The organism is Rhodanobacter sp. PCA2, assembly GCF_013620825.1.
Lineage (GTDB): Bacteria > Pseudomonadota > Gammaproteobacteria > Xanthomonadales > Rhodanobacteraceae > Rhodanobacter_A.
The window spans coordinates 36,225-62,117 of sequence record NZ_NJIC01000001.1 but is presented as its reverse complement, the minus strand read 5'-3'; the positions used below and the strand labels follow the sequence as shown (position 1 = coordinate 62,117).

The 25,893-nt window shown below is 67.7% G+C and carries 32 protein-coding genes and 1 pseudogene; 6 read left to right on the top strand and 27 right to left on the bottom strand.

All coding sequences use genetic code 11. The features are described from left to right. Nucleotides 1-231 precede the first annotated feature (231 nt). The 7 genes from PCA_RS00335 to PCA_RS00305 form a co-directional block, all read right to left on the bottom strand. Nucleotides 232-1,389, bottom strand: coding sequence for an AI-2E family transporter (locus tag PCA_RS00335; protein ID WP_181300121.1), 1,158 nt, complete (start codon nt 1,387-1,389; stop codon nt 232-234). Beyond that, nucleotides 1,386-1,697 (bottom strand): hypothetical protein, encoded by a 312-nt coding sequence (locus PCA_RS00330; RefSeq protein WP_181300120.1) that lies wholly within the window; start codon nt 1,695-1,697, stop codon nt 1,386-1,388. Before PCA_RS00330 ends, PCA_RS00335 begins: the two co-directional genes overlap by 4 nt. Next, nucleotides 1,694-2,167, bottom strand: a complete 474-nt coding sequence (locus tag PCA_RS00325; protein ID WP_181300119.1) for an ABC transporter ATP-binding protein — start codon at nt 2,165-2,167, stop codon at nt 1,694-1,696. Before PCA_RS00325 ends, PCA_RS00330 begins: the two co-directional genes overlap by 4 nt. Nucleotides 2,168-2,173: 6 nt before the next feature. Continuing rightward, the gene (locus PCA_RS00320; protein ID WP_181300118.1) at nt 2,174-2,536 is read right to left on the bottom strand and encodes a DUF883 family protein; all 363 of its coding nucleotides are present in this window, start codon (nt 2,534-2,536) and stop codon (nt 2,174-2,176) included. 58 nt (nt 2,537-2,594) lie between these two features. Further along, a complete protein-coding gene (locus PCA_RS00315) occupies nt 2,595-2,750 on the bottom strand; it encodes a DUF1328 domain-containing protein (protein WP_181300212.1) in 156 nt (51 codons plus the stop codon). Nucleotides 2,751-2,870: 120 nt separating this feature from the next. After that, complete coding sequence (locus tag PCA_RS00310; protein ID WP_181300117.1) at nt 2,871-3,494, bottom strand: YbhB/YbcL family Raf kinase inhibitor-like protein; 624 nt, start codon at nt 3,492-3,494, stop codon at nt 2,871-2,873. A 50-nt stretch (nt 3,495-3,544) separates the two neighbouring features. Next, nucleotides 3,545-4,630 (bottom strand): PQQ-dependent sugar dehydrogenase, encoded by a 1,086-nt coding sequence (locus PCA_RS00305; protein WP_219918423.1) that lies wholly within the window; start codon nt 4,628-4,630, stop codon nt 3,545-3,547. Between the two features lie 98 nt (nt 4,631-4,728). On the opposite strand from PCA_RS00305, the gene PCA_RS00300 reads away from it, so the two are divergent. Next, on the top strand, nt 4,729-4,959 hold the full coding sequence (locus tag PCA_RS00300) for a DUF3820 family protein (protein WP_181300115.1): 231 nt from the start codon (nt 4,729-4,731) through the stop codon (nt 4,957-4,959). Between the two features lie 18 nt (nt 4,960-4,977). On the opposite strand, the gene PCA_RS00295 is transcribed toward PCA_RS00300, so the two are convergent. From PCA_RS00295 to PCA_RS00285, 3 genes are all read right to left on the bottom strand, one after another. Further along, on the bottom strand, nt 4,978-5,991 hold the full coding sequence (locus PCA_RS00295) for an alpha/beta fold hydrolase (RefSeq protein ID WP_181300114.1): 1,014 nt from the start codon (nt 5,989-5,991) through the stop codon (nt 4,978-4,980). Then, nucleotides 5,988-6,803, bottom strand: a complete 816-nt coding sequence (locus PCA_RS00290; RefSeq protein ID WP_181300113.1) for a lysophospholipid acyltransferase family protein — start codon at nt 6,801-6,803, stop codon at nt 5,988-5,990. The genes PCA_RS00295 and PCA_RS00290 overlap by 4 nt, the downstream gene beginning before the upstream one ends. Nucleotides 6,804-6,981: 178 nt before the next feature. Next, nucleotides 6,982-7,458: an Lrp/AsnC family transcriptional regulator gene (locus PCA_RS00285; RefSeq protein ID WP_181300112.1), complete on the bottom strand. Its 477-nt coding sequence runs from the start codon at nt 7,456-7,458 to the stop codon at nt 6,982-6,984. 156 nt (nt 7,459-7,614) lie between these two features. On the opposite strand from PCA_RS00285, the gene phhA reads away from it, so the two are divergent. After that, entirely contained in the window at nt 7,615-8,508 is an 894-nt protein-coding gene (gene phhA / locus PCA_RS00280; RefSeq protein ID WP_181300111.1) for a phenylalanine 4-monooxygenase, read from the top strand. A gap of 415 nt (nt 8,509-8,923) precedes the next feature. Here the strand turns inward: phhA and PCA_RS00275 are convergent, their stop codons facing one another. Further along, entirely contained in the window at nt 8,924-9,346 is a 423-nt protein-coding gene (locus PCA_RS00275) for an Lrp/AsnC family transcriptional regulator (RefSeq protein WP_181300110.1), read from the bottom strand. Nucleotides 9,347-9,493: 147 nt separating this feature from the next. Between PCA_RS00275 and PCA_RS00270 the strand changes: the two genes are divergently transcribed. From PCA_RS00270 to PCA_RS00250, 4 genes and pseudogenes are all read left to right on the top strand, one after another. After that, nucleotides 9,494-10,543 (top strand): ornithine cyclodeaminase, encoded by a 1,050-nt coding sequence (locus PCA_RS00270; RefSeq protein WP_181300109.1) that lies wholly within the window; start codon nt 9,494-9,496, stop codon nt 10,541-10,543. 24 nt (nt 10,544-10,567) lie between these two features. Continuing rightward, entirely contained in the window at nt 10,568-11,530 is a 963-nt protein-coding gene (locus PCA_RS00265; RefSeq protein ID WP_219918417.1) for an arginine deiminase-related protein, read from the top strand. A gap of 126 nt (nt 11,531-11,656) precedes the next feature. Then, nucleotides 11,657-12,523, top strand: a pseudogene (locus PCA_RS17450) (integrase core domain-containing protein); the annotation flags it as partial. Nucleotides 12,524-12,741: 218 nt separating this feature from the next. Beyond that, a complete protein-coding gene (locus tag PCA_RS00250; RefSeq protein ID WP_181300106.1) occupies nt 12,742-13,347 on the top strand; it encodes an OmpW family outer membrane protein in 606 nt (201 codons plus the stop codon). A gap of 69 nt (nt 13,348-13,416) precedes the next feature. Here the strand turns inward: PCA_RS00250 and PCA_RS00245 are convergent, their stop codons facing one another. The 16 genes from PCA_RS00245 to PCA_RS00170 form a co-directional block, all read right to left on the bottom strand. Next, nucleotides 13,417-14,085, bottom strand: a complete 669-nt coding sequence (locus PCA_RS00245) for an SGNH/GDSL hydrolase family protein (RefSeq protein WP_181300105.1) — start codon at nt 14,083-14,085, stop codon at nt 13,417-13,419. A 57-nt stretch (nt 14,086-14,142) separates the two neighbouring features. Next, the gene (locus tag PCA_RS00240; RefSeq protein ID WP_181300104.1) at nt 14,143-14,835 is read right to left on the bottom strand and encodes an RES family NAD+ phosphorylase; all 693 of its coding nucleotides are present in this window, start codon (nt 14,833-14,835) and stop codon (nt 14,143-14,145) included. 88 nt (nt 14,836-14,923) lie between these two features. Further along, entirely contained in the window at nt 14,924-15,316 is a 393-nt protein-coding gene (locus PCA_RS00235; protein WP_181300103.1) for an MbcA/ParS/Xre antitoxin family protein, read from the bottom strand. Nucleotides 15,317-15,404: 88 nt separating this feature from the next. Further along, nucleotides 15,405-16,058 (bottom strand): hypothetical protein, encoded by a 654-nt coding sequence (locus tag PCA_RS00230; RefSeq protein WP_181300102.1) that lies wholly within the window; start codon nt 16,056-16,058, stop codon nt 15,405-15,407. Next, nucleotides 16,055-16,717 (bottom strand): TadE family protein, encoded by a 663-nt coding sequence (locus PCA_RS00225; RefSeq protein ID WP_255436565.1) that lies wholly within the window; start codon nt 16,715-16,717, stop codon nt 16,055-16,057. Before PCA_RS00225 ends, PCA_RS00230 begins: the two co-directional genes overlap by 4 nt. Further along, entirely contained in the window at nt 16,714-17,244 is a 531-nt protein-coding gene (locus PCA_RS00220; protein ID WP_181300101.1) for a tetratricopeptide repeat protein, read from the bottom strand. Before PCA_RS00220 ends, PCA_RS00225 begins: the two co-directional genes overlap by 4 nt. Next, nucleotides 17,229-17,570 carry a DUF192 domain-containing protein gene (locus tag PCA_RS00215; protein ID WP_343204380.1) on the bottom strand — a complete coding sequence of 114 codons (342 nt, stop codon included), beginning with the start codon at nt 17,568-17,570 and terminating at the stop codon, nt 17,229-17,231. The genes PCA_RS00220 and PCA_RS00215 overlap by 16 nt, the downstream gene beginning before the upstream one ends. An 8-nt stretch (nt 17,571-17,578) precedes the next feature. After that, nucleotides 17,579-18,469, bottom strand: a complete 891-nt coding sequence (locus tag PCA_RS00210; protein WP_181300099.1) for a type II secretion system F family protein — start codon at nt 18,467-18,469, stop codon at nt 17,579-17,581. Beyond that, nucleotides 18,466-19,317, bottom strand: a complete 852-nt coding sequence (locus tag PCA_RS00205; protein WP_181300098.1) for a type II secretion system F family protein — start codon at nt 19,315-19,317, stop codon at nt 18,466-18,468. The genes PCA_RS00210 and PCA_RS00205 overlap by 4 nt, the downstream gene beginning before the upstream one ends. Next, a complete protein-coding gene (locus PCA_RS00200) occupies nt 19,310-21,037 on the bottom strand; it encodes an ATPase, T2SS/T4P/T4SS family (protein ID WP_181300097.1) in 1,728 nt (575 codons plus the stop codon). The genes PCA_RS00205 and PCA_RS00200 overlap by 8 nt, the downstream gene beginning before the upstream one ends. A 9-nt stretch (nt 21,038-21,046) precedes the next feature. Beyond that, nucleotides 21,047-22,339 (bottom strand): pilus assembly protein N-terminal domain-containing protein, encoded by a 1,293-nt coding sequence (locus tag PCA_RS00195; RefSeq protein ID WP_255436564.1) that lies wholly within the window; start codon nt 22,337-22,339, stop codon nt 21,047-21,049. Between the two features lie 60 nt (nt 22,340-22,399). Beyond that, nucleotides 22,400-23,173, bottom strand: a complete 774-nt coding sequence (cpaB, locus tag PCA_RS00190) for a Flp pilus assembly protein CpaB (protein WP_255436563.1) — start codon at nt 23,171-23,173, stop codon at nt 22,400-22,402. 17 nt (nt 23,174-23,190) lie between these two features. Then, nucleotides 23,191-23,394: a hypothetical protein gene (locus PCA_RS00185; RefSeq protein ID WP_181300094.1), complete on the bottom strand. Its 204-nt coding sequence runs from the start codon at nt 23,392-23,394 to the stop codon at nt 23,191-23,193. Between the two features lie 17 nt (nt 23,395-23,411). Continuing rightward, a complete protein-coding gene (locus tag PCA_RS00180) occupies nt 23,412-24,074 on the bottom strand; it encodes a hypothetical protein (RefSeq protein ID WP_181300093.1) in 663 nt (220 codons plus the stop codon). Then, nucleotides 24,064-24,984, bottom strand: a complete 921-nt coding sequence (locus PCA_RS00175; protein WP_255436562.1) for a TadE/TadG family type IV pilus assembly protein — start codon at nt 24,982-24,984, stop codon at nt 24,064-24,066. The genes PCA_RS00180 and PCA_RS00175 overlap by 11 nt, the downstream gene beginning before the upstream one ends. A gap of 21 nt (nt 24,985-25,005) precedes the next feature. Continuing rightward, nucleotides 25,006-25,893 carry a hypothetical protein gene (locus PCA_RS00170; protein WP_181300092.1) on the bottom strand — a complete coding sequence of 296 codons (888 nt, stop codon included), beginning with the start codon at nt 25,891-25,893 and terminating at the stop codon, nt 25,006-25,008.

The following is a 25,893-nucleotide window of genomic DNA, read 5'->3' as shown; positions in this document are numbered from 1 at the left end:
ACTCGGCCCGGGGCAACGCCGGCTGGCTTTGCCCGTCATCCCGGCGAACGCCGGACAAGCGCAAAGCGCGCAGAACGCCCGCAGGGCGGCCCCGAAGGGGCGAGCGCAGCGAGTCATCCAGCGCCTGTGAGCCACAGAACACAAAGGCACTGGATGACCAGCTTCGCTGTTGTGAAGCGCCTCCTGCGTTCGCAGGAATGACGAGCAGGCAGTCGATCAATCAGACCTTCCCTAGCGCTCCACCATGTGCGCGAACCACTCCCAGCCGCGCACGTTCTCGGTGATCAGCTTGACGCTGGTGAGCATGGGCACCGCGAGCAGCGCGCCGGGGATACCCCACAGCCAGCCCCAGATCAGCAGCCAGACCAGGATCGCGATGGGCGACAGGCGCATGCGCCGGCCCAGGATCAGCGGCGACACCACGTTGCCCTCGAACGCGGTGAGCCCGGCGAAGCACAGCGCGGGCAGCAGGGCGTGAGTGGGGTCGTCGAAATGCGCCAGGCCCACCAGCAGCAGCACGGTGGTGGTGACGATGGCGCCCACGTAGGGAATGAAGTTCGCGAGCATCGCCACCGCGCCCCACAGCAGCGGATCGGGCATGTGCAGCAGCCAGGTCAGGCCGGCGGTGAGCGCGCCCAGCGTGAAGTTGATCAGCACCGTGGTGAGGATGTAGCGCGACACCTCCTCCTGGATGCCGCGCACCACCGCCACTGTCTGGCGCTTGTGGCCGAAGCTGGGCGCGATCTCCACCACGCGGCGCAGCAGCAGGTCGCCGTAGACCAGGAAGAAGAACACCAGCAGCACCACGGTGAGTACCGCCGCCAGCACCTTGGGCGCCGTGGACACCACGTCCCATGCGCTCACCGACACGGGCGGCGGCGGCGCCGCCTGCACGCGCACCGGATGGCCGCTGACCAGGGTCTGGGTGGCGCGGTTGGCGGCTTCCAGCGGCTGCGTGATGTGCTCCAGCTTCGGCACGAAGCTGCGGATGGTGGCGGGCGCTTCATGGAACCATTCGAGCGCCGGCGGCGTGAGCATGCCGATGCCGGTGCCGATGCCGCCGATCAGGCCCAGCATCAGCACGCTGGCCGCCAGCCAGCGCGGCACGTGGAAGCGCGCGCCGCCGGCCACCACGGGGTTCAGCGCCAGGCCGAGGAACGCGGCCAGCACCAGCGGAATCAGCAGCGCCTTGCACAGCGTCACCGTGTACAGCAGCGCCAGCAGCAGCAGCGCGTTGAGCAGCACGCGGATGCCGCGCAGGTGGCGACGTATCCCCCGCGCACTGCGGCGGGCGAACAGGCCGTGCGGCGACGACACCACCTGCACCGGCAACGCGGCCGCCTGGGCCGCCGCCTCGACCCCACCGGCCAGCGGGGCGGGCTCGTTCATGCGGAGGCGTCGTCCGCAGCGGCGCCGGCCACGGCGCCGACACCCAGTTCGGTCACCAGGCGCAGTCCCTGCGCCACGGCCTCGGCGAGGCCGCCGCGCAGCAGCGGTCCCACGCCGGGCACGCGCAGCGGTTGCATGTCGAAACCGCCGAGCACGAAGCCGGCGCCGCCCGCGATGCCCAGCACCGTGAGCGGATGGCGGTGGCCCCGCGCCAGCAGGCTGGCGGCCGGCGCGGCGAGTTCCGCCCGATGGATGGCCACGCGCGCCTGCGCGGCGCGGACCTTCCCGATTTTTGCGAACAGGCTCATGACTTGCCCTCTTCCGCGATCTTGTGGTCCGCCGTGCGCTCCGCGCGATGCACGGTCTCGCTGAATACCGCGCCCAGCTCCTGGCGCGTGGCGGGCAGGCTGATCCAGTGCATGCAGCGCCGGAACAGCGCGATCGCGCCCCACAGCAGCAGGATCTGCAGCACCGCCAGCACCGCCAGCGCCCACGGCCAGGAGTGGAACCAGCCCGCCAGCAGCACGCCGACCAGGCCCAGCAAGGTCAGGCCCAGCGCCACGCCGGCCACGGTGGCGACCAGCGCGGCGAGCAGCAGCCACGACACCGCCGCGCGCGCCAGCCCCAGCTCGGCGGCCAGCAGCTGCAGCTGCGCGCCGAACAGCCGCCGCACCGCGCTGCCCAGCTGGCCCAGCTCCTGCAGCAGAGACGAGGACGGCGCCGGAGATCCTTCCGGCGCCGTCCCGCGATCCTGCCCCTGCGCGGGTTCCTCCTGCATGCCCGGTCAGCGGCGCAGCAGGCGGCCGAGCAGCCAGCCGGCGCCCAGCGCGATCGCCACCGACTGCACCGGCTTCTCGCGCACGTAGTCGCGCACCTGTTCCATCCATTCGTCGGCACGGTCCATGGTGGCGTCGTAGGCGGCGCGGCCGCGCTCGCTGGCGTCGGCGAGCTTCTCGCTGGCGCGGTTCGCGCCCTCGGCCACCTTGTCGGTGGCGCGGTGCAGGCTGCCCTCGACGTGGTCGGCGGCGCGCCCCACCGCGTCCTTGGTGCTGGCGACGGCGCTAGAGGTGGCCTGCTTGACGCGCTCGGCGCCTTCGTCGATGCGGTTGTGCGCATCCTTCTCGGACGTTGCTGGTTGGTTGTTCATGCTGCCTCCTGGATGTTCATGCGGAAGAATGCCGGTTTGCCCGGCATCGCGCCACGATTCACTTCGCGCGGCGCAGGAACGAGATGATGGCAAGGATCAGGAACACCACGAACAGGATCTTGGCGATCCCGGCCGCCGTACCCGCGATGCCGCCGAAACCGAGCACGGCGGCAATGATGGCGACGATCAGAAACACGATTGCGTAGTGAAGCATGGCCGAGTCCTCTTGAATGGATGCCGACGACAGCGCGTGCTGTCGCGTGGCCTCATTCACCCACACTGCCTGCCATCCCGGTGTGAAGATACGCGTTGCACATTCCCTAGACATTTGTCGTCACGCGGCGCCTGCGGGCTGGATGGCATACGTGCCGACGATGCCTGCCTCCGCCAGCACGTGGCCGCGCATCGCCGTGCGCAGCCCGGCCAGCGTGAAGCCGTTGCGCAGGTCCAGCTTCGCCACGTCGAGCGCGTAAACGCGGAAGTGGTAGCGGTGCACGATGCTGTCGTTCCACGGCGGGCACGGGCCGTCGTAGCCCAGGTAGTCGCCGCCCATCTCCGCGTCGCCGGCGAACCAGCCGGTGTAGTCGTTCATGCCCTGCACGCTGCCCGGCGGCCCCAGCGGATCGCGCTTGCCGCGCGGCACGATGCCGTCGCCGCAGGCTCCCTCGGCCAGCTCGCCGCACTCCTCCGGAATGTTGGCCATCAACCAGTGCGCGAATTCCACGCGCGGCAGGTCGGCGGGCACGCGGCGGCCTTCCTTGTTCACGTCGTCGCCGCGACTGGGCACGTCGACGTCGATGCAGGTGAGCACGAAGGAGCGCGTGCCTTCCGGCGCGCCGCTCCACGCGAGGTGCGGGCTGCGGTTGTCGGACAGCGCCACCGGCGCGCCGGGCTTGCCGAAGGCGTTGGCGGCGGGGATGGGCTGGTGGTCGGCGAAGTTGTCGCTGCGCAGTTGCATGGCGGTCCCGGTGGTCAGTCTGTTCGATGCGGAAGCATGGCGCATGCACCTTACGGCGCGTATGTGACCCGGTACACCGCGCCGGCCAGGTCGTCGCTCACCAGCACGCTGCCGTCGGGCAGCGGCTGCACGTCGACCGGGCGGCCCCAGGCTTGCTCGTCTTCCTGGAAGCCGGTGATCAGCGGCTGGTAGCTCGCCACCTTGTCGCCGTCCAGGCGCACCGCCATCACGCGGTAGCCGGATTTCTTCGTGCGGTTCCACGAGCCGTGTTCGGCGACCAGGATCGCGCCCTTGTAGCCGGCCGGGAACATGCCGCCCTCGTAGAAGCGCATGCCCAGCGAGGCCACGTGCGCGCCCAGCTTCAGCACCGGCGGCGTGTAGTCCTTGCAGCTGTGGCCCTTGCCGAATTCGGGATCGAGGATGTCGCCCTGGTGGCAGTACGGGAAGCCGAAGTGCTCGCCGACGTGGCTGACGCGGTTCAGTTCGTCGCTGGGGATGTCGTCGCCCAGCATGTCGCGACCGTTGTCGGTGAACCACAGCTGCTGCGAACCGGGGCGCCAGTCGAAGCCCACGGTGTTGCGGATGCCGTAGGCCACGTCCTCCGCGCCGCTGCCGTCGGCGTTCATGCGGGTGAGCTTGGCGTAGGCCTTGCCCTTGTCGCAGACGTTGCAGGGCGCGCCGATCGGCACGTAGAGCTTGCCGTCGGGTCCGAACGCGATGAACCGCCAGCCGTGGTGGGTGTCGCTGGGCAGCTTGTCGGTGACGAGTTCGGGCTTGGGCGGATCGTCGAGGTGGTTCTCGATGTCGCGCAGCACGTAGATGCGGCTCACCGCGGAGACGTAGAGGTCGCCGTGGTGGAACGCCACGCCCACCGGCATCTTCAGCCCGCTGGCGAGCACGCGCACCTTGTCGGCGCGGCCGGCGTGCCGGCTGTCGGTGAGCGCGTAGACCTTGCCCGCGTCCTCCGAGCCCACGAACACCGTGCCTTTCGCGCCCAGCGCGATCTCGCGCGCATTCGGCACCTGGTCGGAGTACACCGCGATGTGGAAGCCCGCCGGCAGCGTGAGCTTGTCCAGCGGCGCCGACGCGCAGGCGGGTACGGCGAGCAGCAGCAACAGCGGGACCAGCAGCGACAGGAACGAAGGCAGGCGCATGGCGCGGACTCCGGAATCGGCGGGAACGCCAAGCCTATACCCATGCCGTGACGCATGCCGCCTCTGCTACCGTCGTCACGATGGACGCACCCGATCCGCCCCAGCCCGACGATCTCAAGCGACTGCTGGTCGTGCGCATGCCGTACGGCAAGTACAAGGGCCATCCGATCGCCGACCTGCCCGGCGCCTACCTCGCGTGGTTCGCGCGCGAGGGCTTCCCGCGCGGCGAACTCGGCCGGCTGCTGGCATTGATGCTGGAGATCGACCACAACGGCCTGAAGCGCCTGCTCGATCCCTTGCGGAAACCTTGAACGGCGCGCGCGGGTGCCTCAGCGGCCCGCCGCGTCGGCCACCGCGTTGAAGCGCGCTGCGATGTAGTCGTCGGTGAAGCTGGTCATGTCGCGGCCGCGGATGAAGCCGCAGTGGCCGCCGTGGTCGGCGATGTCCAGTTCCACGTTCGCCGGCAGCCGCAACTGCTCGAACGCGGCCACCGGGATCACCGGGTCGTCGCGCGCGGTGAGGATGGTGGCGGGAATCTGCATCGCCGCCAGCGCCTCGCCGGCCACCGAATAGCCGTCGAGGTACTGCTGCAGCGAGCCGAAATCGGTATGCCGGCGCACCAGCGACTCGGTGAGCCCGCGCAGGTCCTGGCGCAGTTCGGACATCTCGAAGTACTGGTGCTCCGGAAACGCCTTCTGCTTCGTCAGCAGCGAGTGCCGCCACTTGCGCATGAAGTAGGCGCGGTAGAACCACGGCGCCGATTCCTCCAGCGAGAACAGGCCCTCGGTGGGATCGATGATCGGGCACACCGCCAGCGCGTAGCTCAGCGGAATGCCCACGAGCGAGGTATGCAGGGCCGCGCGCAGCGCGAAGTTGCCGCCCAGCGAGAAGCCCGCCAGCGCCAGCGGCCGTGCCGGCCAGCGCGCGGCGATCTCGCCCAGCGCGTGCACCACCTCGTCCAGCCGGCAGGAGTGGAACAGCGCCTCGTTCAGGCCATGGCTGTCGCCGTGGTCGCGGAAGTTGAGGCGGAAGATGTCCCAGCCGTCGGCGAGCAGGCGGCTGCCGGTCTGCAGCACGTAGGTGGAATCCACGCTGCCTTCCCAGCCGTGGAACAGCACGGCGAGGCCGCGCGGTTGCGGGCGCAGCTGCTGCGCGGTGTACGCCCCGGTGAGGCGCACGCCGCCGCCGCCGTCCACCATCACCGGCTCGGCGCCTTCCTGCACCGCGCGCGCGGCGCGCGGCAGCAGCATGCGGCGCACGCCGCTGGAGGAGAGCATGGTCTGGACGTGCCCGCTGGTGAGCGGCCAGGACGGTCGGAAGTCCTTCCCGCTCGGCAGGCTCATGCGGTGCGCGGCTCCTGCGGGGCATTCTCCAGCGCCGCGGCGATGCGTTCGCGCGACAGCTCGGCCATGCGTCGGCGCGCATCCGGGCTGGCCGGCACCGGCTGCAGGAAATGCACCTCGGCATCCATCGGCGGGCCGCCCAGCAGGCGCAGGAAGTTGCCCATGAAGCTTTCGTTCTCGCGGAAGCCGGCATCGACCTGGCGCCGGCCGTCGCGCGCGAAGCGCAGCGCCACCGGCTGCACGGGAACGTCGGCGTCCAGCGCGGCCTGGAAGATGCGCGCGTGGAACACTTTGAGCACGCCATGGTGGCCGGTGCCGCCCTCGGGGAACACCGCCACCGAACGGCCCGCGCGCAGGCGTTCCACCATCACCTGCATCACCGCCGCCAGCGAATGGTTGCTGCCGCGGCGATGGAAGATGGTGCCGCCGCTGGCCGCCAGCCAGCCCACCAGCGGCCAGTGGGCGATCTCCGCCTTGGCCACGAAGCAGGCCGCGCGCTGCGAGTGCAGCAGCACGATGTCGATCCACGAGGTGTGGTTCGCCACGAACAGCACCGGGTCGGCCAGCGGCTGGCCCACGCGCACCGCGCGCAGCCCGAAGATGCGCATCAGCGCGGTGGCCCACCAGCGGATCATGCGGTGCGCGAACGGCTCGCGGCCATCCTGCATCACGCGGTTGCGGTTCCAGCTCATCAGGAACGCCGCCAGCATGATCGCCAGCACGATGTGCAGCAGCAGCAGCGGCACGCGCCAGAGGTAGCGCAACGGTTGCAGGCGGTCGCGTCGGGGCGCGGGGATGGCGGCGGTGTTCATCGGTCGCCCATTTTAGCTGCAGTCGGCGAACGGTTTGACCATGCCGGTGTGCATGCCCCGCGGCCGGCGTGCTGCGCGTGCAACCGGGCAGCTACCGGGTGCCGTTCGTGATCGCCGCCTTCCTTGCCTTGCGCATGCGCCGCGCGCGCGGCGGCCTGGCGCCGGCGGCCGAGCCGGCCTAGGCCTGCACCTGCGACAGCGGCAGCGACGACGAGCGCTTCACCGTGCGCAGCACGAAGCTGGAATTGACGTCGGCCACGCCGGCGTCGTTGAGCAGGTGGTCCAGCAGGAAGCGCGAGAAGTGCTCGAGGTCGGCCACGTAGATGTGCAGCAGGTAGTCCATGTCGCCGGTGAGCGCATGGCAGGCCACCACCTCGTCCCAGCCGGAGATCCGCTGCACGAAGCGTTCGATCATCGCCGCCTCGTGCTTCACCAGCTGCACCCGCACGAACGCCTGCAGGCCCAGCCCCACCGCCTGCGGATCGACCTGCGCGGCGTAGCCCGTGATCACCTTCTCCGCCTCCAGCCGCTGCAGGCGACGCAGGCAGGCCGAGGGCGACAGGTTCACCCGTTCGGCCAGCTCGGCATTGGTGATGCGGCCCTCGGTCTGCAGCACGGCGAGCAGGCGCAGGTCGGTACGATCCAGCACGGTCATTGCAAATTGCCTCGCCAAACACGGGTGGACACGCACGAATGTTGCGCCAACTACGTGTATGCACGCAATATTGCAATCTTCGTTCGACCGGTAGGCCCTATGCTGTGGACGCCGTCCGACTTGGCCGGCAACCGCGAACCGTCATACGGAGCCTCCATGGATCAGCCCCCGCCCCGCAAGGTCGAACACCAGCAGACCGACCGCGGTTACATCCCGGTCTACGCGACGGGCGTGGTCGAGCAGCCGTGGTCCGGCTACACCCGTACCGACCATGAGGTGTGGGACACCTTGTACCAGCGCCAGCGCGAACTGCTGCCCGGGCGCGCCTGCAAGGAGTTCCTCGCCGGCGTGGAGCGCTTCGGCCTGGGCGACGGCGGCATCCCGAAGTTTTCCGAACTCAACAAGGTGCTGGTCAAGGCCACCGGCTGGGAGCTGGTGGCGGTGGAAGGCCTGCTGCCGGACGAGGTGTTCTTCGACCACCTCGCCAACCGCCGCTTCCCGGTGAGCTGGTGGATACGCAAACCCGATCAGCTCGACTACCTCAGCGAGCCGGACCTGTTCCACGACCTGTTCGGCCACGTGCCGCTGCTGCTGAACCCGGTGTTCGCCGACTACATGCAGGCCTACGGCCGCGGCGGCATGAAGGCGTTCAACATCGGACCCGAGGCGCTGATGAACCTCACGCGCCTGTACTGGTACACGGTGGAGTTCGGCCTGATAAACACCGACGAGGGCATGCGCATCTACGGCGCCGGCATCGTCAGCTCCAAGGGCGAGTCGATCTACTCGCTGGATTCGCCCGCGCCGAACCGCATCGGCTTCGGCCTGGAACGCGTGATGAGCACGCGCTACCGCATCGACACCTACCAGCAGACGTATTTCGTGATCGACGACTTCGCGCAGTTGTTCGACGCCACCCGGCCCGACTTCACGCCGATCTACGCGAAGCTCGGGGCCGAGCCCACGCACGCCGCCGCCGACGTGCTGGACGGCGACCGCGTGTTCACCCGCGGCACGCGCGAAGGGTTTGCGACCGGCGCGGATACCTGATCCGCAACCGCAGATTCGCTGCGGGCGATATTCCTCGACACTGCTTGACCAAGGGTCAAACCTTGAACCAAGGCGGGAAGCTTTTTCCGTCTGTCCAGATTCGAGGCATTCAAAGCGTGCCGACGAGCTCGGCCGACAAAAAGAGAGCAAGGTGCCACGACTTGCCATGGCACCAGTCAGTTCGACAACCACCAGCAGGCGAATTGGTCGAGTGACCGACGTTCTCCAAGCGAACTATCCGACAGCGCCCGAGGCTGAGGGCGCCCCTCGCCAACCTGGAGTGGCGGGTGCAGGGGCTCGCATCTTCACTGCGAGTCCCGAGTTTTGCCGAGGCCAGGCTTTCGGTTTGACTTGAGGAGTCGGCAGCCTCACGCGACGACGCAGCTGTGGCCTCCGCTCGTCTGGCAAGGCATCGCTAGATCTTGCGCGTGGACAGCAGGATGCTGGTCTCGGTATTGGAGATGCCCTGAATGTTGCGGATGCCATTCAGAACTCGGTCGAACGCTTCCAAGGTATCGGCCCGCAGCTCCGCAATCATGTCCCAGCGCCCGTTGGTGGTGTGAAGCGCCACCACGTTCGGATGGCCGCGCAGTTCGCGCCGCACGCTTTCTCCATGGTTGCCCTCGACCCCGATGGAAGTCAGCGCACGAATTCGGTGCTCTTCCACTTCGGGCCTGAGCCGCACGGTGTAGCCCACGATCGTTCCATCGGCCTCCAGCTTGGCCATGCGGTTTTGTACCGTGGCCCGTGCGACGCGCAGCTTCTTGGCAAGCAACACCACTGAAGTGCGCGCATCGGCGCGCAACAGCGAGATCAGTTCGCGGTCGGTGTCATCCATCGGAATCTTTCATTCTGCAATCTGCAGGTGGCAAATTGTAATCAAGACGGAATAATCTGCCAAGCTGCCATCTTCAATTTGGCACGAAACACAAGAACAATTTCCTGGTCGCGGCAAGCCCGCTTGCCACTACTGCCAGGAGACCTCATGACCCGCTTCGTTGACGTTCCCACCATGTCCCGCCTCGTGCATGACATCGGAGTGACGCAGTTCATTGGCGAGCTCGCCGACGCCATTCAGGACGACTTCCTTCGTTGGCCCGAGTTCGACAAATCGGCCCGCGTGGCCAGCCATTCGGACATCGGCGTGATCGAGCTGATGCCCGTTTCCAACGCCGAGCGCTACGCATTCAAGTACGTCAACGGGCACCCCAGCAACACGCAGCGCGGCCTGTACACCGTGATGGCCTTTGGCGTGCTGGCGGAGGTGGACACGGGCTATCCCGTGCTGCTGTCGGAACTCACCGTCGCCACGGCACTGCGCACCTGCGCGACGTCGCTGATGGCGGCCCGCGCGCTGGCGCGGCCCGATGCCCGCCGCATGGCGCTGATCGGCAACGGCGCGCAAAGCGAATTCCAGGCCCTCGCGTTCCATAGCCACCTGGGCATCGAGGAAATCGCGGTCTACGACATCGATCCGCACGCGACCGGGAAGCTGATTCGCAACCTGTCCGCCTACCCCTCGCTGAAGATCATCCGCGCCGCATCGACAGCCGAGGCTGTGCGCGGTGCGGACATCGTCACCACGGTGACCGCCGACAAGGCCTTTGCCACCATCATCACACCCGACATGATCGAACCGGGTATGCACATCAACGGCGTGGGCGGGGATTGCCCGGGCAAGACCGAGCTGCACGCCGACGTGCTGCGCGGCGCACGCGTCTTCGTGGAGTACGAGCCGCAGACCCGCATCGAAGGCGACATCCAGCAACTGCCCCAGGACTTCCCGGTTGTGGACCTGTGGCGCGTCCTGGCCGGAACCGAAACCGGCCGGCAAAGTGCCGGGCAGGTGACGGTGTTCGACTCGGTGGGTTTCGCGTTGGAGGACTACTCCACGCTGCGCTACGTGAATGCGCAGGCCGAGCAGCGCGGTCTGGGCGAAAACGTGGAACTGGTGCCCCGGGCCGACGACCCGAAGGATCTGTTCCGCCACACCTGCTCCGGGACATCGCGCGCGGCGCCGCGCCGGGTCGCGTAAAGGCGAAGCCCCAGGAGTCGCCTTATGTCCACGTTCCGATCCATACAAGCCCCTGCCGCGGTCGTGATGGTGCGCCCGCACCGCTTCACGCCCAACCCGGAAACCACCGCCGACAACGCATTCCAGAGCGATGCGGCCAAGGACCAGGCCCGTGCCATCGCCGATACCGCCCATGACGAAGTGACCCAGGCGGTCGATCGACTGCAAGCCGCCGGCGTACGCGTCCACCTGTTCGAGGACACGGGCGAGCGTGACACGCCGGACTCGGTGTTCTTGAACAACTGGTTCTCCACGCACTCGGGCGGCCACGTTGCCATCTACCCGATGTACCCGCGGAACCGGCGCCGCGAGCGGCGCAGCGACATCATCGAGATGCTCAAGGCGGAGTACCGGGTGCGGGATGTGATTGACTACTCGGGCCTGGAGAACGATGGCCTGTTCCTGGAGGGCACCGGCGCCATGGTGCTGGACCACATGGCGCGCGTGGCCTACACCGCCCGCTCCAACCGCGCGGACCCGGTGCTGCTGGAGCGCTTCAGCACCCATTTCAACTTCGAGCCCATCGTCTTCGATACGGCCGACACCGCTGGCCGGCCGATCTACCACACCAACGTGTTGATGTGCGTGGCCACCGAATTCGCGCTGCTGGGAACCCGGACGCTGACCGATCCGCGCCGGGCGCAGGAAGTGATCGAGCGGCTGCAGGAGTCCGGGCACGAAGTGATCGACCTGAGCCAGGAGCAGATCGCCAACTTCGCCGGAAATGCCATCGAGCTGTCCGGTCGCGACGGCCGCATCCTCGCGCTGTCGCAGCGCGCCTGTGACAGCCTGACGGCTCGGCAAAAGGCACGCATCGAGCGCAGCGCGCGTTTGCTGCCGCTGGCGGTACCTACCCTTGAGATGGCAGGCGGCTCGGTGCGCTGCATGATCGCCGGCATCCACCTGTCGCCGCGGGATACGACAGCTCAGCCTGGGGAGGACGCATGAACGCCGTTGCTCCCGATGTCAGCTTCACGTCCGTACTTGCAGGCCGCAGCGCCCTGCGGGATGCAATCGCGCCGCCCATCGGCGCCCGAATCCGAGGCCGTGGAAGAGCTGCTGCGCGAAGCGCAGGTGGCCGAGCAGATGCTTGAGAACGAGGTGATCCGGGACGTCCCGCGAAAAAAGCCGTAGGCGCACCTGTCCGGCGAGCGCTGGTGCGCCAGACGATCGACAAGGCACCGAGCGAGCGCTGCTCGTTGCGCGTCGTAGGCATGAGCGCCAGCGCATTCCGCCATCAGGCGCAGCCAGGCCGCAACGCGGCGCTGCGGCGGCGGATCGTGGAACTGGCGCAGCGGCACAAGCGCTACGGCGTGGGAATGATCCACTTGAAGCTTTTCGGCAGGAGGGCGGCGAGCCGGTGAACCGCAAGCGCGTGGAACGGCTGCAAGTGCGGCGGCGCAAGCGGAAGAAGGTGCCGGTGAGCGAGCGGCAACCGCTGTTTCGTCCATCGGCGCCCGACGAAGTGTGTCGATGGATTTCGTGTTCGATCGCACCGCCGATGCCCGCGTCGCCAAGCGCCTGACCAACGTCGTCGACGCCGCGCATGAGTCGGCAGGCATCGAAGTCGAACGAGCCATCTCCGGCATCGGCGTGACGCGCGTGCTGGATCGCCCGGCGATCATTCGCGGCCTGCCCAAGACGATTCGCACCGGCAACGGCAAGGAGTTCTGCGGCAAGGCGACGATCGCCCGGGCGCACGAGGGCGGTGTGCAGTTGCGTTTGATCGAACCGGGCAAGCCGAACCAGAACGCCGACGTCGTACCGTTCAACGGTCGCCTGCGCGATGAGTGCCTCGACGAATACGGGTTTCCCAGCCTGCTGCACGCCCGCACCGAGATCGAACGCTGGCGGCTGGAATACGACGAGGGGCGACCGAAGCAGGCGCAGGGTGGGTTGACACCCGCCGCCTACGCGAAGCAGTCAAGTAACTCCGGACTCCAAACCGACCCGCTACTCAAAGCGGGGGACGTCGATGCCAGCCTGTCGAAGGGGCCTGACGCCGGACATTTTCCATGGGCCTGCGAAACGCGGGAGGTCGCGCGCATATGCGGCGCATCGCCGCGTGGGGCCCCGGTATTTGATTCGAGTCAGATGCGGGGCCGCGGGGCCGGATCAGCATGGATGCAGCACTTCGCTACATGCCCCAAAGGAAACCGATGAAAATCCTCCTCCCCCTGCTCGCCGTCGCCGGTCTCGCCGCCGCCCTGCCCGCCCACGCCAATGACGATACCTGGGTGGTGCGTTTCGGCGCCCACGTGGTCAGCCCCAAGTCCCACAACGGCACGCTCGCCGGCATGAACGCCAAGGTCAGCAGCGACCTCAAGCCCACGGCCAGCATCGAATACATGGCCACGCCGAACTGGGGCGCCGAGCTGCTGGTCGCCGTGCCGTTCCGCCACAACGTGCGGCTCAACGGCACCCAGGTGGCCGTGGCGCACCAGCTGCCGCCGGTGCTGGGCGTGAACTACCACTTCATGCCCGAGAGCAAGGTGTCGCCGTTCGTGGGCCTGGGCGTGAACTACACGCGCTTCTTCAACATCGACGGCAAGGGCCCGCTGCAAGGCACGCGCGTCGCCATCGACAGCAGCTGGGGCGCGGCCGCGCACGCCGGCGTGGACGTGAAGATCGCGCCGCAATGGAGCGTCACCGTCGACGCGCGCTGGATCGACCTGGCCAGCGACGTGAAGGTCGACGGCGCCAAGGTCGGCCGCACCACCATCAATCCGATGGCCTACGGCGTGAGCTTCGCGTACCGCTTCTGAGGTCCTGCCCCGCGCGCCATGGATGGCGCGCGGGGCAATCCATCGCAACGGCTTCCTGCCGCGGCTCCCTCACCGCTGCCCGTGCGCATCCACCCACGGTTTCAGCAGACCGATCCACAGCTCATAGCCGCTGCGGTTCATGTGCAGGCCGTCCGGCCCGAACCACTGCTGCTGCGGCTGACCATCCTTGCCCAGCATGGGCGTGTACACGTCGATATAGCTCACGCCCTGCTGCTTGGCGGCGTATTCGCGCACCAGCGCATTGGCCTGGCTGATCTGCGGCAGCAGCGCGCGGCGCGCCACGCTGGGCTTGATCGCCACGAAGGCCACCGGCACGCCGGGGTCGAACGAGCGCACCTTGCGCACGAAGGCGGCGAAATCGTCGCGCACCCGCTGCGGCGTGTGCCCGGCGTAGATGTCGTTGTCGCCGGCGTACATCACGATCGCGCGCGGATGGTAGGGCGCCACGATGCGGTCGGCGAAATAGGTGGAGTCGCCGATCTCGGAGCCGCCGAAGCCGCGGTTGATCACCTTCGCTTCCGGGAAGTCCGCCGCGACGGATTTCCAGTGCTCGATCGACGAGCTGCCGATGAACAGCACCGCGCCCTGCGGCGGGGGGTTCGCGCGATCGGCGGCTTCGAACGCCGCGATGGCGGAATTCCAGTACGCATGCGGGGCTTCGTCGGCGCACACGGCGCACGAAACCAGGGCCAGCAACAGCGACAGCAGGATTTTCATGGTGCTCCCGGAAACTCACTTCGTTGATGACGGGGACGGCAGGCGCGCCATGCCGCGCTACGGCCCGGAGCGCTTCATTTCGCTCACTTCGAGCACCTTGGCGATGCGCTTGCCGTCCCAGCGGTAGACCAGGTGCTGCGCCTGCACGCAGGGCGCGACGGCATCCGGCTGGAACGCGGCCAGGCACTCGCCGCCCGGATCGCGCACGCTGTCGTAGACGATGCCGTTGGAACCGGCGGCGCGCAAGACGCGCGCCAGTTCCACGCCGGCCGCATAGTCGTCCGCATCGTGTTCCCGCTTCCAGCCGCCGCGTATGTCGTGCAGGCGGCAGTCGACGCGGGTGCGGTAGCAACGCATCTGGATGTCGCAGGCCGGCTCGGCGGTGGCGGCGAGGAAGCGCTCGCGGTGGTACACCGTTTCCTCCACCGCGGTGGCGACGCTGTGCGCGGCGTAGAACACGCCCCACGTACCATCGGAAAAACGGCTGCCTTCCGGATTCAGATGGGTGAAGGCGGCCATCACCGGCGTGCTGCCCGGGCCGCTGATGCGATGCTCCTTCGCCACCAGCTTCAGCGCGCCGGCCTCCTCGCGCAGGCGCGGGTTGGTCAGCGCCTCGATCGCGAACACCGCGTCGAAGTCGGCCGGATCGGCGATGCGGTCGTACACGCCCACCGGCGGGAAACGGCTGGGCACGATGCGCCAGGCCTGGTTCCAGCGGATGCGGCGGACGGGGGGCAGATCGGCTGGCATCGCGGTGGTCCGTGTCGTTCCTGTGGGCCGGGGGGGCGAGGCTGGCGGCTGGCGGTCTCGCGGAACGCGACCGGCGCCACCGCGCGGCTCAGCCGCGTTGCGCATCCAGGTACTGGCGCACCACGAACAGGTCGGCCACGTTGCCCGACAGCATGCGCTCCAGCGCCGAATGGCCGCCGAACAGCGCCGCCGCGTTCGGCTTGCGCAGCCACGCATCGGCCTGCTCCGCATCGGGGAACAGGATCTGCAGGTCCTTCCAGATGCCGATCAGGTAGCTGATGCGCTCCAGCGTGTCGCGGCCGAGGCTGCCGTCCTGCTCGCGTTTCCACTTGTAGAACGTGGATTCGGGCGGATCGCCGAGCAGCTTGCGCTGTTCGGCGACGCGCAGCTTCCAGTGCCCGCTCAACCGGAAAAAACTCCGCAGGGCCGGGCCGTTCAGATCCTCGACGGGGAGTGCCGCTTGCAGGCTGTGCGCCGACATGGCTGATCTCTACGAATGCACCTGAAAGCCAATCTACTCCATACAGGAAGTCAATGCCAGCATGCCGCTTCCTGGCTGACGGATGCTGTCAGTGCGAATACCCGCGCAGCGCATCGGCGCGGCGATCCGCGTTCTCGATGTCCTGCCGGACCGCTGCGGGCGCCTTGAACGTGTCGTCAGGAATCGCCTGGAAATCGACGGCCGTGGTTTCCATGCGGCGGGCGTGCTCGCCCACGTCCTTGCCCTGGAAGGCCAGCAGCAGGCCGTATTGCGCATCGATCCAGAACGTTCCGCTGTCGGTGCCGCCCGGGCCGGACTGCTCCGCATGACGGTAGCGCCAGCCCTCCGACTGCCGCCCCGCGATGACGCGCTGCCCGACCTTGTCGCAGGCGAAGCCCAGCTTCCAGCATGGCTGTACCGGATCGAGCCGGGTGATCGCCCCGATCGGCACATGCTGCGCCGGCAAGGCCCGGTCGGAGGTCGACATGAACAGCCAGGCATGGCCGCGGCCGTCGCGCAGGATGCGCCCGCGCCGCCCCTGGCCTGCATCGAAATCCACGCGCACGCGATCGCCCTTGAGCCAGAGGGTTTCCGCCGCCACGCCGCCCGGTTTGGCCGTTCCGCCCGTGGCGACGCCGCTGAGCACCGCCTGCACTTTCACGTCGGGCATGTCCGCCGCGTGGACGGGAAGCGCCAGCGCACCGGCGATCATCCAGGCGAGCGGCAGGCCACGCCGGTTCACGGCAGCGGAGCCGGATCGCGGATGGGCGTCTGCATGCGCACCACGGCCTGGCTGACGATGGGCAGGCGGCCGCTTTCCAGCATGGCGATCTCGCGCGCATCCATGCCCTGGTAGAACGAGCTGCGGAAGATCGCGATCACGATCTTGTCGATGACCGGCACGATCATCTTGTAGCCGTAGACCACGCGGATCTTCAGCACGTTGGCGTCCTGGACGGTGAGCCCGCTGCGTCCGCCCGGCGTCGACGGGCGGAACGACAGGCTGTCGTTCGGGATCGCCTTGACGCCGTCGAACTGCGTCTCGGCCCAGTCCGCGTAGGCGGACTTGGTCGGGCTGACGATCCGGATCTCGGTTTCGAGCGGGTTGCTGGCGGCGATGTACGCCTCGCCGTAGGCCGTGGTGACCGCCATGTTGTCGGGCTTGTGCGCGTACAGCGGCATCAGGCCACTGGCGAAGCCCTTGCGTATTTCGCTCATCTCCGCGAAATGCGTGGCGCCGCTGCGCGCGGCCTGCAGCGCGGCGTAATCGACCACGCTCTTCACGCGATAGAACAGGATCGCCTGGAAGATGCCGAGCAGGAACACGCCGAACACCAGGATCACGATGGAGGTCTCGACCACCGCCTGCCCGCGCTGGCGTCGCATCGATGGCTGCTTCATGGCTTGGACTCCGCGCCGTCGGCGCCGGTGCCGCGCGGCGGAGGCGGGTTGTCGCTTGCTGCGGCCGCATCGTCCGGTTTCGCCGTGCTGCGCAAGGCTGCGATGTCGCGGGCCTTGTCCGCACTCTCCTTCTGCAGGCCATCGTCGATGCCGGCCGCGGCGCTCGCGCTGCGGGCGAAGGCGGCTTCGGCTTCGCGCAGGCGGATGATGCCGAGGTTGTGCCAGGCCTTGGCGTGGCCCGGTTCGATGCCGAGCGTGTGCTGATACGCGTCCACGGCTTCGTCGGGACGATCGAGCCGTGCATAGATGTTGCCGAGGCGGAACCAGAAATCCGCGTTCTGCGGCATGGCATGCGTCAGCGACTGGTAGCCCGACAAGGCGCCGGCGAGATTGCCCTGGACGTAGGCCTGGTCGGCCTGGTGCTGGCGGTCGACGGTGGCGCCGAGCCGCGACGCGGGCGAGGTCGCGCAGCCGGCCGTCGCCAGCAGGATCATCGCCACGATGGCGTGTTTCAGGTTTCCTGCCATGACCATTCCTCCCCACGCACGGGAGCGAGCGCCGCGATGCCGCCGGGCGCCAGTTCCACGGTCTGCCTTGCGCTGCGGCACCAGCGCATGCGCCACGGCGGCACGCTCTCGTGGCATGCCAGCACGCAGCCGTTCTGCCCCAGGAAGACGATGTCCAGCGGATAACCCATGCCGAAGGTGTGCACGCTGGGGCATGGCGCCAGCCACAGCGCCTGCACCGCGCCGCCGCGCAGGGGCGCCCGCGCCAGCAGTCCGCGCAGGCGGTTCCACGGGCGGTCGGCGTACCACGCCTGCGGCACGATCGGATGGCCTTCGCGGAGGATCACGCCCCGTTTCAAAAGATCCCCTCCTGCCGCATGCGCAGATAGATGAAGTAGCCGAGCACGAGGAAGATCAGCGGGAAGAAGAACATCACCAGCGGCAGCATCATCTTCACCGGCGCTTCGAGCGCGAGCTTCTCGGCGCGCAGGAAGCGCTCCTCGCGGCGTTGCGCCGACTGCGCCCGCAGCGTGGGGCCGAGGCTGGCGCCGACGCGGTCCGCCTGGATCAGGGTGCCGGTGAAGCTGGAGATCTGCGCCATCTCCATCCGCTCCGACATGCGCTTGAGCGCCTCGGCGCGCGGCAGGCCGGAGCGCACGTCGCGCAGCAGGCGGGTGAACTCCTGCTGCAGCGGCCCGGGCGGCCCTTTCTGCGTCGCCTGCTCGATTCCCCCGGTGATGTTGAGTCCCGCCTCGACCGACATGGTGATGAAATCCAGGTAGATCGGCATGTCCTTGATCACCAGCCGGCGCCGCTTGTTGCGGCGCTCGCCGAGCCACAGGCTCGGATAGAGCCAGCCCAGCGCCACGCCCATCAGCAGGGCCAGCAGGTAGAGCAGCAGGCCGTGCTTGTCGAGCAGGCGCAGTACCAGCCAGAAGAACAGCGCCACCAGCGCGGCGCTCACCGCGCGCAGTCCGTACAGCTGCTCCGGGCTCAGCACGAAGTCCTGCCCGGCGGTCTGCAATTCGCGATGCGCCTTCTCCAGCTTGTCCGGCGCCAGCCGCGGCCCGAGCGCATGGGTCGCCGCATTCACCAGCGGCCACAGCAGGCGCAGGCCGAAGGGCAGCGGGTCCTGGTAGTGGCGGTCGGCCTTCGGCACCTCGCGCATCAGGCCGTACACGGCCCAGAAGCCGAGCCCGACGCAGCCCACGACCACCACCGCCAGAACGGGAAGCATCCAGTTCATATGTCGATGCTCATGATCTTGCGGCACATGCGGTAGCCGAGGTACTCCATCACCGCGGCGACAGCGATGACCGCCCAGCCGATGTAGCTGTGATACATCTCGTGCATCGTGTCGGGATACGCGAAGCTGAGGAAGCCGATCAGGCCCAGCGGCATCATCGCCATCACGATGCCCTGCAGGCGCCCTTGCGCGGTGAGCGACTTCACCTTGCCTTCCATGATCAGCCGCCGCCGCAGGGTGTCGGCGAGCGAGGCCATGCTCTCGGCGAGATTGCCGCCGACCTCGCGCGAGATGCCCACGGCGGAAACGAACAGCGCCACGTCCTGGATCGGCACGCGCTGGTGCAGGTGCTCCATGGCCTCCTCCAGCTTGATGCCCATGCGCTGTTCGCGCAGCAGCAGCGCGAACTCCTGCGCCAGCGGCGGCTCGATGTCGCGCGCCAGGCTTTCCAGCGCCGGCGTGAAGCCGAGGCCAGCGCGCATGCCGCCCGACACCATCATCAGACCGTCCGGAAGCTGCTGCTGGATCTGGTCGAGGCGGCGCTGGCGCATCCACGTGTAGATCTTCTTGGGCAGCACGAAAATCAGCACCAGGGCCACGACCGCCAGCAACGGATTGCCCGTGGCGAACCAGATGAACGCGGGAATCAGCACGAGCGCGGCGGCGTTGATGCGGAACAGGTGGCCGGTGTCCATGAACATGAACATGTCGGCCAGGTTGAAGCGCGCCTGCTCGGTGAAGGCCTCCTGGTAGCGTCCCCAGAACACGGTCGAACTGCGCGCGAGCAGGAAACCGACCACGGTCACGCACAGGAACACGACGGCAACGACCGGCAGCACGCTATTCATGCGCGGACTCCTGGCCCTGCTTGAAGATCGACAGGTCGACGGGCACGCCGCGATCCGCCAGCTCCTCGTAGAACTCCGGCACGGCGCCCGTGGCGGAGAACTCGCCGCGCACCTTGCCGCCGGGGCCGCCCTGGTCGCGCGCGCGGAACACGAACAGGTCCTGGGTCTGGATCGTCCCGCTCTCGATACCGGTGATCTCGGACACGTGGGTGATCTTGCGCGAGCCGCAGGGGAAGCGGCGCTGGTGGATGATCAGGTCGATGGCCGAGGAGATCTGCTCGCGCACCACCGTCATCGGCAGGTCCATGCTGGACATCAGCACCATCACTTCCAGTCGCGACAGCGCATCGCGCGGCGAGTTGGCGTGCGCGGTGGTGAGCGAGCCCTCGTGGCCGGTGTTCATGGCCTGCAGCATGTCCAGCGCCTCGCCGCCGCGGCACTCGCCGACCACGATGCGGTCGGGGCGCATGCGCAAGGCGTTGCGCACCAGGTCGCGGATGGTGATCAGGCCCTTGCCCTCGAGGTTGGCCGGACGCGCTTCCAGCGCCACCAGGTTCGGCTGGCTGAGCTTGAGCTCGGCGGCGTCCTCGATGGTGACGACGCGCTCCGAGTCGGGGATGAAGTTGGAGAGGATGTTCAGCAGGGTGGTCTTGCCCGAGCCGGTGCCGCCGGTCACCACGATGTTGCGCCGCTCGCGCACCGCGACCTGCAGGAATTCGAGCATCGGCTCGTTGATCGAACCGTACTGCAGCAGGTCGGTGCCGCTGAGCTTGCGCTTGCTGAACTTGCGGATGCTCACGCTCGGTCCGCGCAGCGCCACCGGCGGAATCACCGCATTGACGCGCGAGCCGTCGGAGAGGCGCGCGTCGACCATCGGCGAGCTTTCGTCGATGCGCCGGCCGAGCGGCGCGACGATGCGTTCGATCGCCGCCAGCACCGCCTTGTCGCTGGTGAAGATCACCGCGGATTTCTCGATGCGGCCGGCGCGCTCGATGAAGATTTCGCTGGAGCCGTTGACCATCACCTCGGTCACGCTGTCGTCCTCCAGCAGATCCTCCAGCGGCCCGAGGCCGATGGCCTCGTCGAGCACTTCCTTGGCGAGCCGGCGGCGGTTGATGGTCTTCGGCAGATCGTCGGAAAACTCGCGCTCGATGATCTCGTCGATCAGGGCGGAGGTCTTCTGGCGCAGCGCCTCCTCGCTCATGCCGCGCACGTCGACACGTCGCAGGTCCATCTGCCGCACCAGCGACTGGTGCACCCGCGTGCGCCATTCCAGCATGTCCGTCGATACCGGCAAGGCGGCAGGAAAGCCGGTGACGGGCGCGGCCGGCACCGGCGGCGGCACGGCGGTCGGCGATGCCACCGGATCGAGCCTGACCGGCGCGTTCGCGGCTTGCCGGGGCACCTGCGCGGGCACGTCATCGGCATGGTCCGCCAGCACGCGCAGGCGGTACGCGCCGATGTTCACCATGTCCTCGCGATGCAGGGGGCCGTGCTCGCCCTTCAGCTTCGCGCCGTTGATCATCACCGGCGCCCGGCCGCCCAGCGTCTCGATGAAGACGCCGTCCTTGCGCATGCTCAGCATCGCGTGCTCGCGGCCGATGTCCCAGCCCTGCAGCACAACCAGGTTGTCGTCGCCGCGACCGATGCCGCAGGTGCTGTGCAGGCAGCGCACCTGGCGGGGATCGCGGTTGGGGGTTTCGATCAGCACTTCGAACATGTCCCGCCCTCAATCAACGATGTCGCTGCCGATGGTCTTGCGGAAGTCGTCGCGCAGCCGGTCGCTCTTTTCGATCAGCTTGCGGTTTTCCGGCGAGTTCGCGTCGACCACGACCGGCGTCACGAAGACCACCAGGTCGGTGCGGTTTGCCTGGAAGTCGCGCGAACGGAACAGCGCGCCGAGGATCGGGATGTTGCCCAGGCCCGGCACCCGGTCGAAGGTCCTGGAACCGCTTGCGTCCACCAGGCCGGAGATGACGATGGTGTCGCCCGTGTGCACGTTGAGCTGCGCGCTGGCGCGGCGCGTGGTGAAGCCGGGGTAGCCGTTCACGGTGACAGTCGGATCGATCTTGCTGATCTCGGTTTCGATGTCGGTGGAGATGTCGCCTTCGCTGTTGACCACCGGCGCGATGTGCAGCTTGATGCCGTACTGCTTGTATTCCACGGTCGTCTCGCCGAGGCCCTGCGTGATGGGGATGGGCACCTCGCCGCCCACCAGGAAGTCGGCGACCCCGCCGCTGCGCGCGGCGAGCTGCGGCGTGGCCAGTTCCCAGGCATTGCCGTCCTGCATCATCAGGTTGATCTGCGAGGCGATCGAGGTGGCGATGCCGAAGTACGCGGCGGTGCCGGGCACCCGCAGCGGCAGGTTCGCCCTGGTGCCATTGCCGTCCACGCCGGCGAAGTTGCCCGGCGTCATCCGGTAATACGGGTTGGTGACCCAGTCGTGCACGAGGCCGCCGCCAGGGCCGGCGATCATGCTGTCCCACTTGATGCCGAGCTGGTTCACCGCCTTCTTGTCGAACTCCATGATGCGCACGTGCATCATCACCATCGGTTTCATCTCGACCGCGTTCGCGCTGGTGAAGTCGAGCACCTGCGGGTAGATCTTCCTGATCGCGGCGATGTGCGCCACGTCTGCCTGCGAGAGCTTGTTGCCCGTCAACACCACGTTGCCGCCCACCGTGTTGACGGCGATGGCGCTGCCGGGGCCGAGCAGCTTGCCGACCAGGTTGGCCGCCTCCTCGCTGTTGCCCACGACGACGTGCACGCTGACACTGCGCTGGGTGCCGTCGGTCATCCACAGCTGCACCGAGGTGTCGCCGGGCTGGTTGGCGATCAGCACCAGCTCGCGGTTGCCGATCGCCTTGACCTGCAGCAGCTTGCCGTCGCCGACGGCGACGCGCTTGAGGGCGCCCGGCGCGCGCTGTACCAGTGCCTGCCCGGCATACATGCTGATGGCGTCGGCGATGACCGGCGCTTCCGCACGTGCCGGCCGCCACGAAAACAGGACGAGCGCGAGCAACGACGCCCACGCGAACACCGCGGCCCGCATCCATCTTGAACGTATCGATGCTTCCATATCTCAACCATTCCCGCCGATGATGAACTGGATGCCGTTGCCGCGAATCGGCCGGCCATACCTGAGCAAATCCGCCTTGCTCAGCGCCTTGAGGTCGAAAGGCTCCCCGTTGCCGGCGGAGCGCAGCATCACGCGCAGCTCGCCCACCTTCATGGCCATGCCGAGGCGCTGGGCATCCTTCGGAGGAAGGCTCAGGGTGATGTTCGAATAGCTGGCATCGTCGTTCTTGCCGTCATTGCGCATGCCCTTCGCCAGCCGGCCGGTGGCCAGCACCGGAACGTCGCTGAGCAGGGGCCGGATCTGATCCGTGTCATCGCCCGACATGAGCAGGAGGATGTCCAGGTGATCGCCCGGCACGATCAGCCCGGATACCGAGTTGGATTCGTCCACCTGGATCGAATAGGCCACCTTGCCGGGATCGATCAGGTTGGAGAAATGATCGGTCACCCGGTCCACGGCACTGCCGCTGATCGGCGCGCCCTGCACCAGCGGCGCGCGCAGCACCTGGTCGATGTAGTCCTTGTAGTTGTCGGGGGTCAGCGCATCCGCCGGGACGAACTCGGCGGGCACCTCGCGCGAGGCGATATCCTGCTGGGTGAGGTTGACTCCCTTGTCCAGGTCGCGCACCGGCACCACCACCTCGCGCATTTCGGTCGGCGTGGCGCGCGTGCGCACTTCCACCTGGTTGTTGATGTAGTGGACGGTCATGTAGCTGGCCACGATGCCGAGCAGGATCGCGCCGCCCAGGAAGAGGAAGTTCCGGTTGATCGCCGGCATGCGTCGTTCCATTCGATTCAGATCCATGAGACGGAAAGTGCGTAGGCAAAACTGGCATAGGCCTCGCGCAAGGCCTTGGCCAGCTGCGGGATGGCATCCGGATAGGCGACCAGCACCAGCACCAGGAGCAGCACCACGACGGTGTATTCCGCGAGTGCGCCGCCGCGCTGCCGCCGACCCCTGGTTCGAAGTGCCTTGGCGATGCGCCGTTGCCGGGACATGTCGGTCATCCTCCGCATCACGGGTTCAGCACGTTGATGACCACCTGCGACTGGCCATCCAGCTGACTCATCACCAGGGTCATCTTGCTGTCGCCGCGCTCGTAGCGCATGACGCAGCTGCCGCTTGCGCACTGGCTGGCGTCCGCGGATTTCCAGCCATCCGCCATCAGGCGCTCGCGGAAGTAGCTCGCGTTCTGCGCCGGCGACAAGGCGTTGCGCATCGCCACGGTGCGCGCCGGCGTGGGATCGTCCGGGTAGGCGATGTCGTTGAATACCCTGGAGCCCATCGGCTGGGGCAGGCCGGCGCCGCGCTCGAAATGCTTCGGCGCCGAAGCGACGTCGATGATGCCGATGTCGCCCTTGCTGCCGCTGCCGAAACGGCTGACCTGCACGGTGATGTAGTAGTCGCCTTGCTGGTGCCCGACCACCTCGGCATTCCCCATGGCATTGACCACCACCTTGCCGTCCCAGAGCTTGCGGTAGTACGCCACCACGTCGGCCTGGCTCTGCTGCGACTGGAAGGTCTGCGCACGCATGTCCAACCCGTTGAAGACGATGCGGCGGGCGACCTCCGCCGATGCCGTGCCGCTCGGCAACGGCGGCTGCGGCCAGCCGAAGGCACACGCAGCCCCGGGCAGCAGCGCGAATGCCAGCCATGGCAGTCGCCGCTCAGCGCCCATGGTTGTACTTCACCAGCTTGTCGGTCGGCACGACATCGGGCGCCGTGCGGCCGATCTCGAATTGATCGAGTCCCGGCGTGAATATCTGCTTGATCAACGGAATGCTGCCGAGCACGTGGACGACATCGTTGATGACCTGGTCGGCGTTGTTTCCCAGCCAGCTTGAAGGCACGAGCGGCTTGATCACGCTGCGCACCGTGCGGTTGCTGAATGCCGCCGATGGCGCCTCCGTGCCATCCGCTCGTTCACCGCCTCCCGATGCCGCCCACGTATCCGCGAGCACGACCGTGCGCGCCGAGAAATCCAGTTGCATGGTGTCGAGGGGGTCCAGGAACGCAAGCGGGCCGCCGTCCGTCCCCACGATCTTTTCCGGCTTGGCATGTACCTCGGCGGTAACCAGGCCTTGGGTATTGGGCGGAAGGTTGCCCAGGGTCTTCGCCACCTTGCTGATGGCATTCAGGCCCTGGTCGAGGTAGGAGGACGCGGCTTCCTGCTTGTAGACCGCCAGCGAAAGTCCGGACGTCTTCAGAAGCTCCCGGTTCGCGAAGGTGGTCAACAAGGTGTCGCCAAACTTTGCGGGCGCGTTCGCGTTGCTGCGGATCGTCGCCTTGGCGTCGGCGAACTGGCGAACGCGCAGTTCCGTCTGCACACCTGCCCGGTTCGGCAATTGCGCATTTGCCAACGCGGGATCCACCGTGGCTGCCCACGCCGCTTCGCGTGCCGCGGCCTGGGTTTGCTGCTTGATGTGGATGTACTGGCCCAGCAGCATCACCCCGGCCGCCAGCGGAACCAGCACGATCAGGGCCACCACCATCTCGATCAGGCTCTGGCCGCGTTCGGCCTTGCCGCTCGGCATCCGGCTGAAGGCAGGTCGACGTGGCCGGTTTTTTTCCGCGGGCGTCGTGCTCATGGATGGCTCCTCGACGACCTGTCAGTCCGCCTTGCTGATCGCGATGTTCGAAGGCACCTCGAACACCTTTCCGTCGATAGGCGTGCCGACGGTCATGCTCTGGGTGGTGAGTTCGTAGCCGTTCCCGCCGGCCGGCTTGCTCCACAGGGTGATGCTGTCCGTGGGCGCATCCATGCGATCGTTCGTCTCGGCCTTGTCGGTGACGAAGCCCCACTTTTGGCCGCCGCTCCACACGCAGAATTCACCGGCGGTCGTGCGGCCCTGTTTGCAAGGCTGGCCTGCGCTCGTACCGCTGCCGGCGTCCTGTCCCATCAAGTCGCCCTGGCCCTGCTTGGCGAGTTGGGCCGCCACGGCTGCCTGCAAGGGATCGCCGCTTCCCGATGGGGTGGCCGCCGCGGAACGCACTGCGCCCGGCGATGCTTCGCTGCTGCCGGTCCGCTTTTCGAGATCGATGCCAATCGACGCGCCGGGCTTGACGATCGTCAGTCGCGACGTGTGCTCGACTCCGAACGCACACGCGACGGCAGGCGGATGATCGATGCTCTTGAAATCCCAATGGTCCGCATTGACCGCCATGCGGTCGCCTTCGTAGCGGACGTCCAGATATGTGCGCCCGAGCTTGCCGACCACTTCCGGACTCAACGGCTGCACCGGCAACGGCCCTCCGCTGCACTTGGCGAGTGCCGCGCGGTAATTCGCCTCGACGGCAGGCGACCCATCCTTCAGGAAGACGATGGTCTGCATGACATGGATGGGCGGCGCGCTCGCCCCGGCCTGCGTGGATGAAGACTCTGTCTGAGACGTACCGCCTGCGTCGCTCGTGCAACCGGCCGCCGGGAGCGCGATGGCCAGGGCCAGTGTCATGAATGTTCTGCGCATCGAACAGATTTCCTTGCCGGAATTTGTCAT